Source organism: Geodermatophilus sp. YIM 151500 (assembly GCF_025716945.1).
Classification (GTDB): domain Bacteria; phylum Actinomycetota; class Actinomycetes; order Mycobacteriales; family Geodermatophilaceae; genus YIM-151500.
Map to the genome: position 1 here is coordinate 96,498 of NZ_JAOVZT010000005.1, position 16,224 is coordinate 112,721.

General features: G+C 73.0%; 14 protein-coding genes. 10 read left to right on the forward strand and 4 right to left on the reverse strand.

The genetic code is table 11. The features are described from left to right. The first annotated feature begins 84 nt into the window (after positions 1-84). Entirely contained in the window at positions 85-1,206 is a 1,122-nt protein-coding gene (locus OF117_RS10600; protein WP_263552800.1) for an aromatic ring-hydroxylating oxygenase subunit alpha, read from the forward strand. A 127-nt stretch (positions 1,207-1,333) separates the two neighbouring features. Here the strand turns inward: OF117_RS10600 and OF117_RS10605 are convergent, their stop codons facing one another. The 3 genes from OF117_RS10605 to OF117_RS10615 all read right to left on the reverse strand — a co-directional run bounded on the left by OF117_RS10605 (position 1,334) and on the right by OF117_RS10615 (position 3,949). Continuing rightward, a complete protein-coding gene (locus tag OF117_RS10605; RefSeq protein ID WP_263552801.1) occupies positions 1,334-2,167 on the reverse strand; it encodes a methylenetetrahydrofolate reductase in 834 nt (277 codons plus the stop codon). An 85-nt stretch (positions 2,168-2,252) separates the two neighbouring features. Continuing rightward, positions 2,253-2,861, reverse strand: coding sequence for an MBL fold metallo-hydrolase (locus tag OF117_RS10610; protein ID WP_263552802.1), 609 nt, complete (start codon positions 2,859-2,861; stop codon positions 2,253-2,255). After that, positions 2,858-3,949: an S-(hydroxymethyl)mycothiol dehydrogenase gene (locus OF117_RS10615; protein ID WP_263552803.1), complete on the reverse strand. Its 1,092-nt coding sequence runs from the start codon at positions 3,947-3,949 to the stop codon at positions 2,858-2,860. Before OF117_RS10615 ends, OF117_RS10610 begins: the two co-directional genes overlap by 4 nt. Before the next feature lie 219 nt (positions 3,950-4,168). On the opposite strand from OF117_RS10615, the gene glyA reads away from it, so the two are divergent. The 9 genes from glyA to folP all read left to right on the forward strand — a co-directional run bounded on the left by glyA (position 4,169) and on the right by folP (position 15,429). Continuing rightward, positions 4,169-5,497 (forward strand): serine hydroxymethyltransferase, encoded by a 1,329-nt coding sequence (gene glyA / locus OF117_RS10620; RefSeq protein WP_263552804.1) that lies wholly within the window; start codon positions 4,169-4,171, stop codon positions 5,495-5,497. Further along, positions 5,494-6,741, forward strand: a complete 1,248-nt coding sequence (locus OF117_RS10625) for a sarcosine oxidase subunit beta family protein (protein WP_263552805.1) — start codon at positions 5,494-5,496, stop codon at positions 6,739-6,741. The genes glyA and OF117_RS10625 overlap by 4 nt, the downstream gene beginning before the upstream one ends. A gap of 16 nt (positions 6,742-6,757) precedes the next feature. Beyond that, positions 6,758-7,069 carry a sarcosine oxidase subunit delta gene (locus tag OF117_RS10630; RefSeq protein ID WP_263552806.1) on the forward strand — a complete coding sequence of 104 codons (312 nt, stop codon included), beginning with the start codon at positions 6,758-6,760 and terminating at the stop codon, positions 7,067-7,069. Beyond that, positions 7,066-9,936 (forward strand): 2Fe-2S iron-sulfur cluster-binding protein, encoded by a 2,871-nt coding sequence (locus OF117_RS10635; protein ID WP_263552807.1) that lies wholly within the window; start codon positions 7,066-7,068, stop codon positions 9,934-9,936. The genes OF117_RS10630 and OF117_RS10635 overlap by 4 nt, the downstream gene beginning before the upstream one ends. Next, positions 9,929-10,507 carry a sarcosine oxidase subunit gamma gene (locus OF117_RS10640; RefSeq protein WP_263552808.1) on the forward strand — a complete coding sequence of 193 codons (579 nt, stop codon included), beginning with the start codon at positions 9,929-9,931 and terminating at the stop codon, positions 10,505-10,507. The genes OF117_RS10635 and OF117_RS10640 overlap by 8 nt, the downstream gene beginning before the upstream one ends. 91 nt (positions 10,508-10,598) lie before the next feature. Beyond that, complete coding sequence (locus OF117_RS10645) at positions 10,599-13,067, forward strand: FAD-dependent oxidoreductase (RefSeq protein ID WP_263552809.1); 2,469 nt, start codon at positions 10,599-10,601, stop codon at positions 13,065-13,067. Positions 13,068-13,097: 30 nt separating this feature from the next. Beyond that, positions 13,098-13,718: a cyclodeaminase/cyclohydrolase family protein gene (locus OF117_RS10650; RefSeq protein WP_263552810.1), complete on the forward strand. Its 621-nt coding sequence runs from the start codon at positions 13,098-13,100 to the stop codon at positions 13,716-13,718. Next, the gene (locus tag OF117_RS10655; RefSeq protein WP_263552811.1) at positions 13,715-14,554 is read left to right on the forward strand and encodes a bifunctional 5,10-methylenetetrahydrofolate dehydrogenase/5,10-methenyltetrahydrofolate cyclohydrolase; all 840 of its coding nucleotides are present in this window, start codon (positions 13,715-13,717) and stop codon (positions 14,552-14,554) included. Before OF117_RS10650 ends, OF117_RS10655 begins: the two co-directional genes overlap by 4 nt. Positions 14,555-14,565: 11 nt before the next feature. Then, positions 14,566-15,429 (forward strand): dihydropteroate synthase, encoded by an 864-nt coding sequence (folP, locus tag OF117_RS10660; protein WP_263552812.1) that lies wholly within the window; start codon positions 14,566-14,568, stop codon positions 15,427-15,429. A 104-nt stretch (positions 15,430-15,533) separates the two neighbouring features. On the opposite strand, the gene OF117_RS10665 is transcribed toward folP, so the two are convergent. After that, positions 15,534-16,202 (reverse strand): GntR family transcriptional regulator, encoded by a 669-nt coding sequence (locus OF117_RS10665; protein WP_263552813.1) that lies wholly within the window; start codon positions 16,200-16,202, stop codon positions 15,534-15,536. Between the last annotated feature and the right edge of the window lie 22 nt (positions 16,203-16,224).

Sequence of the window (16,224 nt, forward strand, 5' to 3'; positions counted from 1 at the left end):
GACGACCGTGGTCGACACAGACCTGCGTCGCCCGACTTCCGGCGCGTCCCTCCACACCGCCCGACGGAATCCCCGAGGTGTCGAATGACCACCACCGACCTGCCCGCGAGCCTCATCTCCACGCTGCCGGGCCAGTACTACACGGACCCGGCCATCTTCGCGCTGGAGCAGTCCCACGTCTTCGAGAACATGTGGCTCTGCGCCGTGCGCTCGAGTGACCTTCCCACGCCCGGCTCCTTCAAGAAGGTCCAGGTCGGGCGGGAGAGCGTGCTCGTGGTCCGCAGCCGGGACGGGCAGCTGCGGTCGTTCCTCAACATCTGCCGGCACCGCGGTGCGCAGATCTGCACCGAGGACTCGGGAGCGGTCAAGCGGGCCTTCCAGTGCCCCTACCACGCCTGGACCTACGACCTCGAGGGCAAGCTCGTCGCGGCCCCCAACCTGACCAAGATGCCCGACATCGACCGGGTCGAGTACGGCCTGGTGCCGGTGGCGCTGCGCGAATGGCTCGGCTACGCGTGGGTGTGCCTGGCGAAGGAGCCCCCGTCGTTCGAGGAGGACGTCGTGGGCGCCATCGTCGAGCGCCTCGGGGACGTGGACTCGATCGACCACTACGAGCTCGATGCGCTGTCCGTGGGGCGCCGCATCACCTACGACGTCAAGGCCAACTGGAAGCTCATCATCGAGAACTTCATGGAGTGCTACCACTGCGCCACGATCCACCCGGAGCTCACCGAGGTGCTCCCCGAGTTCGCCGACGGGTACGCGGCGCAGTACTTCGTCGGGCACGGCGCGGAGTTCGGGGACGACGTCAAGGGCTTCACCGTCGACGGCAGCGAGGGCTTCGACCGGCTCCCGGGCGTCGACGAGGACCACGACCGCCGCTACTACGCCATCACGGTCAGGCCGACCGTCTTCGTCAACCTGGTGCCCGACCACGTCATCTTCCACCGCATGTTCCCGGTCGCGGTCGACCGGACCATCGTGGAGTGCGACTGGCTCTACACCCGCGAGGTCGTCGAGTCCGGCAAGGACGTGACGCGGTCGGTGGAGCTGTTCCACCGGGTGAACGAGCAGGACTTCGCCGCCTGCGAGCGGACCCAGCCGGCCATGTCCTCCCGCGCCTACGCCAACGGCGGCGTGCTCGTGCCCTCCGAGCACCACATCGGCGCCTTCCACGAGTGGCTGACGCAGCGCCTGACGAGCTGACGGAAGGACCCTGTCCTCCTCGCCGCTCGCAGGCTCGCGGCGAGCCTCTGGACGGGCCGGTACGGGGCCGGGAGGACGACGTCCTCCCGGCCCCGCGGCTGCGATTCGCCGCCGGCCGCGGACGTCGCTACCTCGGCACTGCGTCGGACAGGCGAGCCAGCCATTCCTGCCGCCACGCCTCCGTCCGCGCCACCTCGTTGAACGTGAACAGGTGGAAGCCCTCCAGGTTGTGCTCGAACCGCCCCAGCGCGGGCGCCAGGCCCTGGACGAGACGATCCGGTCGGTAGCCGTGGGGCAGGAAGAAGCGCCAGACCATGCTGTGCTGCTTCAGCAGGAACCGGGCCGACTGACCGAGCCCGAGCCCCGCCGAGATGCGCACCAGCTTCTGGCGCGTCACCGCGCCGGGGAGCCCGATCCGGATCGGGAGGTCGACGCCCCGCAGCTTGACCTGCCGCGCCCAGGCCGTCGTCGTCGCGGCGGAGAAGCACAGCTGCGTGATGACGTGCGTGGCGTGCGGTGCCTTGCGCTCGAGGGCGCGTTCGATGTGCTCCGGGCTGATGTGCCCGTGCCCCTCGGGATAGCCGCCGATCCCCACCCGCCGGAACTGGTGGCCGACGACCTCCAGCGCTTCGAGCAGGCCGAGGGCGTCGGGGAACGTCCCCGCGGGCTCGACGGCGTCGCCCCCGATCACGAACACGCTGTCCACGTCCGCGGCACGCAGGCGGGCGACGACGTCGGCCAGGTGCGATGCGTCCCGGACCAGCCGGGCGGCCAGGTGCGGCGTGGCGGTGAACCCGTGGCGGGACAACCGCTCGGCCAATTCGATGGTCGGCGTCAGGCCCTTGGCCTCGGTCACCGTCACGGTGAGCGGCACGGTCCGGGGGACGTGCTCGACGATCGACTCCTCGGCGCCGCGCAGCGGCAGGACCTCGTAGCTCGCCTCGCGCAGCGCCGTTTCCAACCGTTCCCGTGGTCGACGCCGAGACGGCGGGCTGTCGGCCGAGCTCGCCGGGACCGGGCCGTCCGGTGCGGTGGCGACGCGTCCCTCAGCCGGCATGACGCAGCTCCGCGGCGATGGTGGTGTCGTCGCCGTGCCCGGTCCGGACGACGGTGTCGCCGTGCAAGGTCAGCAGCTGCGACCGGATGGAGGCCAGGATCGTGGGCTCGTCGCTGAACGACCGGCCGGTGGCGCCCGGTCCGCCCCGGAACAGGGTGTCGCCGGTGAAGACGGTGGTCAGCTCGGGAGCGTGGAGGCACGTGCTGCCCGGCGAGTGCCCGGGCGTGTGCAGCACGAGCAGTTCGGCGCCGGCGACACGGAAGCGCAGGTCCGCGTCGAGATCCCGGTCCGGCGCGATGCCCGGATGGGTCATGTCCCAGAGCATCCGATCGGCGGGGTGGAACCAGATCGGGGCGTCGACCGCCTCCCGCAGCGCGGGCGCGGCGGTGATGTGGTCGTCGTGCCCGTGGGTCAGCACGATCGCGGTCACCCGCCGTCCCCCGACCGCTTCGACGATCGGGGCGGCGTCGTGGGGCGCGTCGACCACCAGCACCTCGTCGTCGTCCCCGACCAACCAGACGTTGTTCTCGACGTCGAAGGCCTGCCCGTCGAGGCTGAAGACGCCGGGGATGACGACCTTGTCGATGCGTGCACTCACTTGTCCAGCACCACGACCGAGCGCAGCACCTCGCCGCGGCGCAGGTTGTCGAAGGCCTCCTCGACGTCGTCCAGGCCGATGGCCTCGCTGACGAAGTCGTCGAGCGGAAAGCGGCCCTGGCGGTACAGGTCGACCAGCATCGGGAAGTCGCGGGAGGGCAGGCAGTCGCCGTACCAGGAGGACTTGATCGCCCCGCCGCGGCCGAAGACCTCCAGCAGCGGCAGGGTGATGGTCATGTCCGGGGTGGGGACGCCGACCAGCACCACCCGGCCGGCCAGGTCGCGGGCGTAGAAGGCCTGCTCGAACACCTTCGGGTGGCCGACCGCGTCGATCGCGACGTCCACCCCGAAGCCGTTCGTGTGGCCCTTGATCGCCTCGACCGCGTCGGTGTTCTTGCTGTTGACGGTGTGGGTGGCACCGAACGCCCTCGCCCACTCCAGCTTCCGGTCGTCGATGTCGACGGCGACGATCGTGCTGGCACCGGCCAGCTTCGCGCCGGCGATCGCGGCGTCCCCGACGCCGCCGCAGCCGAACACCGCCACCGACTCGCCGCGGCGCACGCCGCCGGTGTTGATCGCCGCGCCGACGCCGGCCATCACGCCGCAGCCGAGCAGGCCGGCGGCGGTGGCCGGGGCCTCGGGGTCGACCTTGGTGCACTGGCCGGAGTGCACCAGCGTCTTCTCCACGAACGCGCCGATCCCGAGGGCCGGGGACAGCTCCGTGCCGTCGGCCAGGGTCATCTTCTGCGCGGCGTTGTGGGTGTCGAAGCAGTACTGCAGCTCGCCCTTCAGGCACGCCCGGCACTGGCCGCAGACCGCCCGCCAGTTCAGGATCACGTAGTCGCCGACCGTGACGTTGGTGACCCCCTCACCGACCGCGGAGACGACGCCGGCAGCCTCGTGGCCGAGCAGGAACGGGAACTCGTCGTTGATGTTGCCCTCGCGGTAGTGCAGGTCGGTGGCGCAGACCCCGCAGGCCTGCACGTCCACGACGGCCTCGCCGGGACCGGGGTCGGGGACGACGATCGTCTCGACGGTGACCGGTGCTCCCTTGCTGCGGGCGACGACGCCCTTCACCTCGTGCGCCATGACGGTGGATCTCCTCTCCGGATGTACGGACCTGACCCAGCGGCCTCCCTGCAGGGCCCCGCCGTGAGCCTGCGAACGGCGGGGCAGGCGGGTCATCCGACGGTGGGGGCGGGGAGGTCCTTCTCGGCCCTCTTGACCCCGGCCGGCACCCACCTTACGGTGCTACACGACTGATATACCAGTCCTCGGCTTTGGTTCATGACAGAAAGGGACTGCGGCATGGTCGTCCTGGTTGAGGGAGCGCCACAGGCATCGGCCGCTCCGGGCCGCGTGCTCGACCGATCGCTGGCGGACACCGACCGCGAGGTCTTCGACGCGATCTCCGCCGAGCTGACCCGCCAGCAGACCACGCTGGAGATGATCGCCAGCGAGAACTTCGCTCCGGTGGCGGTCATGCAGGCACAGGGCTCGGTGCTCACCAACAAGTACGCCGAGGGCTACCCGGGCCGGCGCTACTACGGCGGCTGCGAGCACGTCGACGTGATCGAACAACTGGCCATCGACCGGCTGAAGGCGCTGTTCGGCGCCGAGTACGCCAACGTCCAGCCCCACTCGGGCGCACAGGCCAACGCCGCGGCGATGTCCGCCCTGCTGGAGCCCGGCGACACCATCCTGGGCCTCGACCTGGCCCACGGCGGCCACCTGACCCACGGCATGAAGCTCAACTTCTCCGGCAAGCTCTACGACGTCGCGGCCTACCACGTGGGCCGCGAGGACCACCGGGTCGACATGGCCGAGGTGGCGGAGCTGGCACAGGAGCGGCGGCCCAAGCTCATCGTGGCCGGCTGGTCGGCCTACCCCCGCCACCTGGACTTCGCCGGGTTCCGGCGGATCGCCGACGAGGTCGGGGCCTACTTGATGGTCGACATGGCCCACTTCGCCGGGCTGGTGGCCGCCGGGCTGCACCCGTCGCCCGTCCCGCACGCGCACGTGGTCACCTCGACCACCCACAAGACGCTCGGCGGCCCGCGCGGCGGCGTCATCCTGGCCACGGGGGAGCTGGCCAAGAAGTTCAACTCGTCGGTGTTCCCCGGTCAGCAGGGCGGCCCGCTCGAGCACGTGATCGCCGCCAAGGCCGTCGCGTTCAAGCTGGCCGGCGAGCCGGCCTTCCGGGAGCGCCAGGAGAGCACGCTCGCCGGCGCCCGGATCCTCGCCGACCGGTTGCTGGCCCCCGACTCGCGCGAGGCCGGGATCAACGTGGTCAGTGGCGGCACCGACGTCCACCTGGTGCTGGTGGACCTGCGCGAGTCGGAGCTGGACGGCCGGCAGGCCGAGGACCGGCTGCACTCCATCGGCATCACGGTCAACCGCAACGCCGTCCCCTTCGACCCGCGCCCGCCGATGGTCAGCTCCGGGGTCCGCATCGGCACACCGGCGCTGGCCGCCCGCGGGTTCGACCGTGACGACTTCGCCGAGGTCGCCGACGTGATCGCCGCCGCGCTGCGGCCCGCGGCCGGTGAGGAGCTGCTCGCCGGGCTCCGCACGCGGGTCACCCGGCTGGCCGCCCGCCACCCCCTCTACCCCGATCTGACGGAGGTCCCCCGATGAGGCCTCGTTCCTCCACCCCCCGCACCCCCGGCGCGGACCTGCCGGAGCACCCGGACTTCCTGTGGCGGAACCCGGAGCCGAAGCGCTCGTACGACGTGGTGATCGTGGGCGGCGGCGGGCACGGCCTGGCCACCGCGCACTACCTGGCGAAGAACCACGGCATCACGAACGTCGCCGTCCTGGAGAAGGGCTGGCTGGCGGGCGGCAACATGGCCCGCAACACCACGATCATCCGGTCCAACTACCTGTGGGACGAGAGCTCGGCCATCTACGAGCACGCGCTGAAGCTGTGGGAGGGGCTCGAGGAGGACCTCGGCTACCCGATCCTGTTCAGCCAGCGCGGCGTGCTCAACCTCGCCCACTCCCTGCAGGACGTCCGCGACAGCGTGCGCCGGGTCGAGGCCAACAAGCTCAACGGCGTCGACGCGGAGTGGCTGGAGCCGGACGAGGTCCGCAAGATCTGCCCGATCGTCAACACGTCGACCGACATCCGCTACCCGGTCCTGGGGGCGACGTACCAGCCCCGAGCCGGCATCGCCAAGCACGACTACGTGGCCTGGGGCTTCGCCCGCCGGGCCGACGAGGCCGGCATCGACCTCATCCAGGACTGCGCGGTCACCGGGTTCGCCACCGACGGCAACCGGGTCACCGGGGTGCAGACCACCCGGGGCACCATCGGCGCCGGCAAGGTCGCCCTCTGCGCGGCCGGCCACACCTCCGTGCTCACCGATCTGCTCGGCATCCGCGTGCCGGTGCAGAGCCACCCGCTGCAGGCCCTGGTCTCCGAGCTGCTCGAGCCGGTGCACCCGACGGTGGTCATGTCCAACGCCGTGCACGTCTACGTCTCCCAGGCGCACAAGGGCGAACTGGTCATGGGCGCCGGCGTCGACTCCTACAACGGCTACGGCCAGCGCGGTGCCTTCCACATCATCGAGCGCCAGATGGCCGCCGCCGTCGAGCTCTTCCCGGTGTTCGCCCGGGCGCACCTGCTGCGCACCTGGGCCGGCATCGTCGACGTCAGCCCCGACGCGTCACCGATCGTCGGGCGGACCCCCTACGACAACCTCTACCTCAACTGCGGCTGGGGCACCGGCGGGTTCAAGGCCACCCCCGGCATCGGCTGGGCCCTGGCGCACACCATCGCCTCCGACGAGCCACATCCGTACGTGGCGCCGTTCAGCCTCGACCGCTTCGTCACCGGCGCGCTCGTCGACGAGCACGGCGCGGCCGCCGTGGCCCACTGACCCCAGGGAGTCCCCCGTGCAACTCATCGCATGCCCGTGGTGCGGCCCCCGCGAGGAGGTCGAGTTCCACTACGGCGGCCAGGCCCACGTCCCGTACCCGGACGACCCCGGCGGGCTCTCCGACGAGGAGTGGGCGCACTACGTCTTCTACCGCGACAACCCCAGGGGCCGCTTCGCCGAGCGCTGGAACCACAGCGCCGGCTGCCGCCGCTGGTTCAACGCGGTCCGCGACACCGCCACCTACCGCTTCGAGCGCGTCTACCGCCTCGATGACCCGAAGCCGCTCGCGACCGAGCTCGCGACGTCACGGAGGAACACAGCCCGATGACGAGCCCGTTCCGCACGCCCCAGGGCGGCCGCGTCGACCGCGCCACCACCGTCGAGTTCACCTTCGACGGGCAGGCCTTCACCGGCCACCCCGGCGACACGCTGGCCTCCGCGCTGCTCGCCGCCGGCCGGCACCAGATCGCCACGAGCATCTCGCTCGGCCGACCGCGCGGCATCGCCGCGGCCTGGGCCGAGGACCCCGGCGGCCTGGTGCAGGTCGAGGAGCCGTTCCCCGAGCCCATGCTGCTGGCCACCACCGTCGAGCTCGCCGACGGGCTGGTCGCCCACGGGCTGCCGGGGCAGGGCCGCCTCGCCGAGATCCCCGACTCCGCTCGCTACGACGCGGTCCACCACCACGTCGACGTGCTGGTCGTCGGGGCCGGGCCCGCCGGGCTGGCCGCCGCGCTGACCGCCGCCCGGGCCGGCGCCCGTGTCGCGCTCGTCGACGAGCAGTCCGAGGCCGGCGGCTCGCTGCTGGCGGGCACCGAGCGGCTCGACGACGCTCCGGCGCTGCAGTGGGTCGCCGCGGCGGTCGCCGAGCTGGCCGACCACCCGGAGGTGCTGCACCTGCAGCGCGCCACCGCGTTCGGCAGCTACGACGACGGCTTCGTCCTGGCGCTCGAGCGGCGTACCGACCACCTCGGAGCGGCCGCACCCAGGCACCTGTCCCGCCAGCGGGTGTGGCGCTTCCGGGCCCGCTCGGTCGTCGTGGCGACCGGAGCCCACGAGCGCCCCGTCGTCTTCGCCGACAACGACCGCCCGGGCATCATGCTCGCCGGCGCCGCCCGCACGTTCCTGCACCGCTACGGCGTGCTGCCCGGTCGCGAGGCCGTCGTCTTCACCACGAATGACAGCGCCTACGACTCCGCCCTCGACCTGCACCGCGCGGGCGTGCGGGTGCAGGCGGTGGTCGACGCCCGGCCGGAGGGCTCGCCGCGCCGGCGCGAGGAGTGCGAGCGCGCGGGGATCCGGGTGCTCGCCGGGGCCGTCGTGACCGGCACCCGGGGCGTCGAGCGGGTCACCCACGCCCTGGTCGCCCCGTTCGCGGACGGCGAGGTCGGCGCCGGGAGCGCGATCGCCTGCGACGTGCTCCTGGTCAGCGGCGGCTGGAACCCCGCGGTGCACCTGTTCAGCCAGGCCCGCGGCCGGCTCCGCTACGACGCGGCACTCGGCGCATTCGTCCCCGGTGAGGAGCTCGACGGCCTGTCCGTCACCGGCTCGGCCGCCGGCGTCCCCGACCTGGCCGGATGCCTGGCCGACGGGCAGCGGGTGGCCCGCGCGGCACTGTCGGCACTGGCGATCGCGCCGGCCGCGGACGACCGCCTGCCGGCCGCCCCGGAACCCGTCGTCCCGTCCGCGCCCCTGGTGCTGTGGCGGGTGCCGGACACCTCCGGCGCCGAGGGCAGCACGTCGTTCGTCGACCTGCAGCGCGACGCGACGGTCGCCGACATCGCCCGCGCGGTCGGCGCCGGCCTGCGCTCCATCGAGCACGTGAAGCGCTACACGACGATCGGGACGGCCCACGACCAGGGCAAGACCTCCGGCGTCCTCACCTCCGGGATCACCGCCGAGCTGCTCGGCGTCCCGGTGCAGGACACCGGGACCACGACGTTCCGGCCGCCCTACACCCCGGTCGCCTTCGCCGCGCTGGCCGGCCGCGACCGCGGCCGGCTCTTCGACCCCGAGCGGGTCACCGCCCTGCACGACTGGCACGTCACGGCCGGGGCGGTCTTCGAGGACGTCGGCCAGTGGAAGCGTCCCCGCTACTACCCGCGGCCCGGCGAGGACATGGAGGCCGCCGTCCTCCGGGAGTGCGCCGCCGCGCGGACCGGCGTCGGGATCCTCGACGGCTCCACGCTCGGCAAGATCGACGTCCAGGGCCCCGACGCCGCCGTCCTCCTGGACCGGCTCTACACGAACCTGATGAGCAGCCTGAAGGTCGGCTCCGTCCGCTACGGCGTCATGTGCGGCGTCGACGGCATGGTCATCGACGACGGCACGGTGCTGCGCCTGGCCGAGGACCGCTTCCTCGTCCTCACCACCACCGGCGGCGCGGCGAAGATCCTCGACTGGATGGAGGAGTGGGCCCAGACCGAGTGGCCGGACCTGCGGGTCCACTGCACCTCGGTCACCGAGCAGTGGGTCACCTTCCCCGTCGTCGGTCCCCGCTCCCGGGACGTCGTCGGCGCGGTCTTCCCCCAGGTGGACGTCGCCAACGAGGCCTTCCCGTTCATGACCTGGCGGGACACCACCCTCGACGGGGTGCCGGTCCGGCTGGCCCGGATCAGCTTCTCCGGCGAGCTCGCCTTCGAGGTCTACGTCAACCCGTGGTACGCGGTCGCGGTGTGGCAGCGGCTGCTCGAGGCCGGCCGCCCGTACGGCATCACGCCCTACGGCACGGAGACCATGCACGTCCTCCGCGCGGAGAAGGGCTACCCGATCATCGGGCAGGACACCGACGGCACCGTCACCCCGCAGGACCTCGGCATGGGGTGGGCGGTCTCGAAGAAGAAGCCCGACTTCGTCGGCAAGCGCTCCTTCGCCCGCGTCGAGAACCAGAACCCGCTGCGCAAGCAGCTGGTCGGGCTGCTGCCCGTGGACCGGCGGACCGTGCTCCCGGAGGGCTCGCAGATCGTGGAGTTCCGCGCCGACGGGCAGCTGCCGCCCCCGCCGGTCCCGATGCTGGGCCACGTCACCTCCAGCTACCGCAGTGCCGCGCTCGCTCGCCCCTTCGCCCTCGCCCTGGTCAAGGGAGGCCGGTCGCGCATCGGCGACACCGTCCACGTCCCCGTCAACGGCACCCTCGTCCCGGTGGAGGTCACCGGCTCGGTGCTGGTCGATCCCGAAGGAGCCCGTCGCGATGGCTGAGCTGCTGCGCACCCACCCGCTCGAGGCGTGGAGCACCGCGTTCGAGCGCCTGCCCGACACCGTCGGCATCACCGTCGAGCCGTTCGTCGCGATGGTCGACGTCCGGCTCCGGGCGGTCGGCGCCGAGGCGTCGGCGGCGCTGGGCGTCGACCTGCCGACGGCGCCGAACACCTGGGTGCCGTCCGGCTCGGGGCGGGCCGTGTGGCTGGGCCCCGACGAGTGGCTGCTCAGCAGCACCACGGAGACCCCGGAGGAGCTCGAGGCGCGGGTCCGCGCCGGCGTCCTCCCGCTGGGCGGGTCCGCGACGGACGTCTCCGCCCAGCGGATCGGTCTCCGGCTGACCGGTGCGCGCGTGCGCGACGTCCTGGCCAAGGGCTGCTCGATCGACCTGCACCCCCGCGTGTTCGGCCGGGGGAGCAGCGCGCAGACGACACTCGGCCAGGCGGGCGTGGTCTTGCTGGCGCAGTCCGACGCCGGTGACGACCACGTCGTCCTCGTCCGGTCGTCCTTCGCCGGCTACCTCGCCGACTGGCTGCTCGACGCGGCCCTCGAGTTCACCACCACCAACTGATGAAGGACCCTCTGCCCCCGCCCCTCGCACGCTCGCGGCGGGTCCCTGCAGAGGCGCCGACCATGATCCTCCGGCAGTCAGGAGCAGCGCAATGTCCACCACCCCTCGTGTGGTCATCATCGGAGCGGGGATCGTCGGGGCCAACCTGGCCGACGAGCTGACCGCCCGCGGCTGGGACCGGGTCACCGTGGTCGACCAGGGCCCCCTCCCGCTGACCGGGGGCTCCACGTCGCACGCACCCGGGCTGGTCTTCCAGACCAACGCCTCCAAGACCATGACGGCGTTCGCCAGCTACACCGTGGAGAAGTTCCTCGACCTCGACGTCGACGGCGCCTGGTGCTTCAACCAGGTCGGCGGCCTCGAGGTGGCGACCACGCCGGAGCGGCTCGCCGACCTGCACCGCAGGCAGGGCTGGGCCACCTCCTGGGGCGTCGAGGCGCAGGTGGTCGACGCCGACGAGTGCGTGCGGCTGCACCCCCTGGTCGACCGCGACCGCATCCTCGGTGGCCTGCACATCCCCACCGACGGCCTGGCCAAGGCGTCCCGGGCGGTCGTCGCCCTGGCCCGCCGCGCCGAGGCGCGGGGCGCCCGCTTCCAGGGCTCGACCCGCGTGATCGGCATCGAGCAGGCCGGCGGCCGGGTGACCGGCGTCCGGACGCCGGACGGCGTTCTCCCCGCCGACGTCGTGGTCTCCTGCGCCGGCTTCTGGGGCCAGGAACTCGGCGCGATGGTCGGGATGGACGTGCCGCTGCTGCCGCTGGCCCACCAGTTCGTCTGGACCGGCCAGGTGCCCGACCTCGTCGGCCGCAACGACGAGCTCGGCGAGGCGAGCCTGCCGATCCTGCGCCACCAGGACCAGGACCTCTACTACCGGGAGCGCGTCGACCGCCTCGGGATCGGGTCCTACGCCCACCGGCCGATGCCCGTCGACCTGCGCGAGCTGCCCCAGGGGGACGACGTCCGGGACTCGTCGATGCCCTCGATGCTGCCGTTCACCGAGGAGGACTTCGCCCCGGCGTGGGAGCAGAGCCAGCTGCTGCTGCCGTCGCTGCGCTCGTCGAAGATCGACTCCGGCTTCAACGGGGTCTTCTCCTTCACCCCGGACGGCGGCCCGCTGGTCGGGGAGTCCGCCGACGTCGAGGGCTTCTGGATCGCCGAGGCGGTCTGGGTGACCCACTCCGCCGGCGTGGCCCGGGCGGTGGCCCAGCTGCTCGTCGACGGACGCAGCGAGCTCGACCTGCACGGCTGCGACGTGCACCGCTTCGAGGACGTCCAGCTCGCCCCCGAGTACGTCAGCGAGACCTCGCAGCAGAACTTCGTCGAGATCTACGACGTGGTCCACCCGCTCCAGCCGCGGCTGTCCCCGCGCGACCTGCGGTTCAGCCCGTTCCACGCCCGGCAGCAGGAGCTCGGCGCGGTCTTCCTCGAGGCCGGCGGCTGGGAGCGTCCGCACTGGTACGAGGCCAACGCCGCGCTGGTGGAGGACCTCCCCGCGGAGTGGACCCCGCCGGCGCGGGACCCGTGGAGCGCGCAGTTCCACTCGCCCATCGCGGCGGCCGAGGCGTGGAAGACCCGCACGGCCGTGGCGATGTACGACATGACGCCGCTGAAGCGTCTCGAGGTCAGCGGCCCCGGCGCCCTCGCCCTCCTGCAGCGGCTGACGACCGGGGAGATGGACAAGTCCGTCGGATCGGTCACCTACGCGCTCGCCCTGGACGAGGCCGGCGGCATCCGCAGCGACCTCACCGTCGCCCGGCTGGGCGAGCAGGTGTTCCAGGTCGGCGCCAACGGCCCCCTCGACCTCGACCACTTCCGGCGCCAGGCGCCGGACGACGGCAGCGTGCAGGTCCGGGACATCACCGGCGGCACGTGCTGCATCGGCCTGTGGGGACCGCGGGCGCGCGACCTCGTCCAGCGGCTCAGCCCCGACGACTTCTCCAACGAGGCCTTGCGGTACTTCCGCGCCAAGCGGGCGCGGATCGGGGGAGTGCCGGTCACGGCGATGCGGCTGTCCTACGTCGGCGAGCTCGGCTGGGAGCTCTACACCAGCGCCGACAACGGCCAGCGGCTCTGGGACGTGCTGTGGCGCGCCGGCCAGGACCTCGGCGTGATCGCGGCCGGCCGGGCCGCGTTCAACAGCCTCCGGCTGGAGAAGGGCTACCGCGCCTGGGGCCACGACATGACCACCGAGCACAACCCCTACGAGGCCGGTCTCGGGTTCGCCGTCCGCATGCAGAAGAAGGCTGACTTCGTGGGGCGGCGGGCCCTCGCCGGGATCGAGGACGACACCGTGGACCGGCGGCTGTCCTGCCTGACGATCGACGACGGCCGCAGCGTCGTCCTCGGCCACGAGCCGGTCCTCGTCGACGGCCGGCCGGCGGGCTACGTGACCAGCGCGGCCTTCGGGCACACCGTCGGCCGGCCGATCGCCTACGCCTGGCTGCCCGCCGCGGCGACCGTCGGCACGAAGGTCGAGATCGAGTACTTCGGTGCCCGCATCCCTGCCACCGTCGCCGCCGAGCCGCTCGTCGACCCGGAGATGACCCGACTCCGCGGCTGAACCCGCTCACGCCCATCCACGAGGACTCCCATGCGTTCCGACACCATCGAGACCTTCCTGGCGCAGCTCGCCGCCAGGGTGCCCGCCCCCGGAGGAGGGGCCACCGCCGCACTGCACGCGGCCCAGGCCGCGGCCCTGGTGGCGATGGTCGCCCGCTACAGCGACTCGGCGAAGTACGCCGACCACGCCGAGGAGATCGCCACCATCACGGTCACCGCCGACCGGCTGCGGCAGGACGCACTGGGTCTGGCCGAGGAGGACGCCGCGGCCTTCACCGCGGTCACCGAGGCCTACGGGCTCCCGAAAGGAACACCGGACGACGCCGCGGCCCGGTCGGAGGCGATCGCGAAGGCGCTCGTCGGCGCGGCCTCCGTGCCGGCGGTCGTCGTCGCCGTCGCCGACGAGGTGCTGGGCCTGGCCGAGCGGATCCTGCCGATCGGCAACCGCAACGTGATCAGCGACGTCGCCGCCGCCGCCGAGGCGGCCCGGGCTGCAGCGACGACGGCCCGGGTCAACGTGGAGGTCAACCTCGGTGGCATCACGGACCCGGCGACCTCGGGAGAGCTCGCTGCGGTCGCCGGCACCGTGGACGACCTCGTCCTGCGGGCGGAGAAGGTCACCGCCGCCGTCCGGGACGGGTTGGTCCGATGACCGCGACGTTGGGCGGGACCGAGCTGGCCGCCGGCATCCGCGGCGAGGTCGCCACCGCGGCCGCGGAGCTGGCCGCCGCGGGGACGCCGCCCGGGCTGGCCGTGGTCGTCGCGACGGCGGACGAGTCCAGCGCCTGGTACGTCCGCTCCATCGCCCGGGCCGCGGAGAGGACCGGCATCGCCTGCTCGGTCGTCGACCTCGGGGAGACGGCGACGCCGGACGAGATCCGGGTCGAGCTGGCCGCGCTCAGCGGGGATCCCGCCGTGCACGGCATCATCCTGCAGACCCCGCTGCCGGCCGACGCCGTCGTCGAGGACCTCGCCGCGTCGATCGACCCGGCCAAGGACGTCGACGGCGCCAACCCGCTCAGCCTGGGACGTCTCGCCGCGGGCCTACCCGCCTTCGCGCCGGCGACCGCCGAGGCCGTGCTGGCTCTCCTGGACCACCACGGGATCCCGCTGTCCGGCGCGCACGCGGTCGTGGTCGGGCGGTCCACCGTCGTCGGCAAGCCCGCGGCGCACCTGCTGCTGCAGCGGGACGCAACCGTGACCGTCTGCCACAGCCGCACCAAGGAGCTGGCCGAGGTGACCCGGTCCGCGGACGTGCTCGTCGCGGCCGTCGGGCGGCCGGAGCTCCTCACGGCCGAGCACGTCGCGGAGGACGCCGTGGTCATCGACGTCGGCACCAACCCGACACCCGACGGCGGACTGGTCGGGGACGTCGACGCCGGGTCGGTCACCGGACGGGCGGCCGGGCTGACCCCGGTACCGGGCGGGGTCGGCCCGGTCACCACCGCGCTCCTCCTGCGGCACACGGTCGCCTCCGCGCGCGGCTGAGCACGACCGTGGTGGACGTCGCGCACCGTCCCCCCGGGGGCGCCCGCACCTCGACGCAGCCCCTCGGCCGGGCGCTCGCGGGGAGGCGGCCGCTGGTCTGCGGCATCCTCAACGTCACCCCCGACTCCTTCTCCGACGGGGGGCGCTTCGACGGCGTCGACCGGGCCGCGGAGCGCGGATGCGCCCTGGCCGGCGAGGGCGCCGACCTCGTCGACATCGGCGGGGAGTCGACGCGACCCGGCTCGCGCCCGCCGACCCTCGCCGAGGAACTGGACCGCGTCGTCCCGGTCGTCGAGGCCCTGGTCCGGCGGGTCGCCGTGCCGCTGTCCGTGGACACCTCGCGGCCCGAGGTCATGCGGGCGGCCGTGGCGGCCGGGGCGAGCATGATCAACGACGTGCGGGCGCTGCGGTCGCCGGGCGCTCTGGAGGCCGCCGCGGAGCTGGGGGTGCCGGTGTGCCTCGTGCACATGCAGCGCTCGCCGGAGAGCATGCAGCGGGATCCCCGCTACCAGGACGTCGTCGCCGAGGTGCGAGCCTTCCTCGCCGAGCGGACGCGTGCCTGCCTCGACGCCGGCATCCCGCCGGAGCACCTGGTGGTGGACCCCGGGTTCGGGTTCGGGAAGACGCTGTCCCACAACGTCGCGCTGCTGGCGTCCCTCGATGCGCTCACCGGCCTGGGCGTCCCGGTCATGGTGGGGCTGTCCCGCAAGTCGATGCTCGGGCAGCTCACCGGGCGGGCCGCAGGAGACCGGCTGCCCGGGTCGCTGGCCGCGGCCGTCATCGCCGCCCAACGAGGTGCCGCCGTGCTGCGCGTGCACGACGTCGCCGCCACGCGGGACGCCCTGGCGGTGCTGGACGCCGTCGGCCCGGTGTGAACCAGGCCTCTCTGCCCGTCCGCGAGCCCGGTGACGTACTGGAACGGCCACCCTTCAGGGTCCCGCGGCGAGCCTGTGAGGCGTGGGGGAAGGGTGGTCCTCTTTCAGATCACCGCGCGGATCGCCCGCTCGAAGCCCAGGACGTGCTCACGGGCGAGGTCGTCGGCACGATCCGCGTCGCCCGTGGCGATCGCGCGGAGCAGCTCGACGTGCTCCCCGACGTGCTCGTCCACCATGGGCAGCCGGTCGAGGAACAGGCAGAAGATCCGCGTCGCCAGGTTGTCGTAACGGATCAGGACGTCCTCGAGGTGCGGGTTGCCGGCCGCCCGGTAGATGGCACGGTGCACGGCGAGGTCCCAGCGCATCAGCTCGGTCCGGTCGATGCGGGCGATGTCGAGCTGCTGGATCCGCGAGGCCAACTCCTCGAGCTCGGCGTGCGCCGCGCGGACGGCTCGCTCGGCGGCCCGGCGGGCTGCCAACGGCTCGAGCTGCGCGCGGATCTCGGAGATGTGCGCCAGATCGGAGATGTCCATACCGGTCGCGAACGTCCCACGCCGCGGGTAGGAGATCACGAGCCGGTCGCCCTCCAGGCGTTTCAGCGCTTCGCGGACCGGGGTGCGGCCCACGCCGAGGTCCGTGGCCAGCGCGTCGTCGTCGATCGGATCGCCCGGACGGATGTCGAGCATGATCAGCCGGTCCCGGATCGCCACGTAGGCCCGGTCCGCCAGGGACGCGGCGGCAGACGAGTCGAGATCCAAGGGGGCGACGGTCACCGTCGCATCGTAAGGGCTGAAG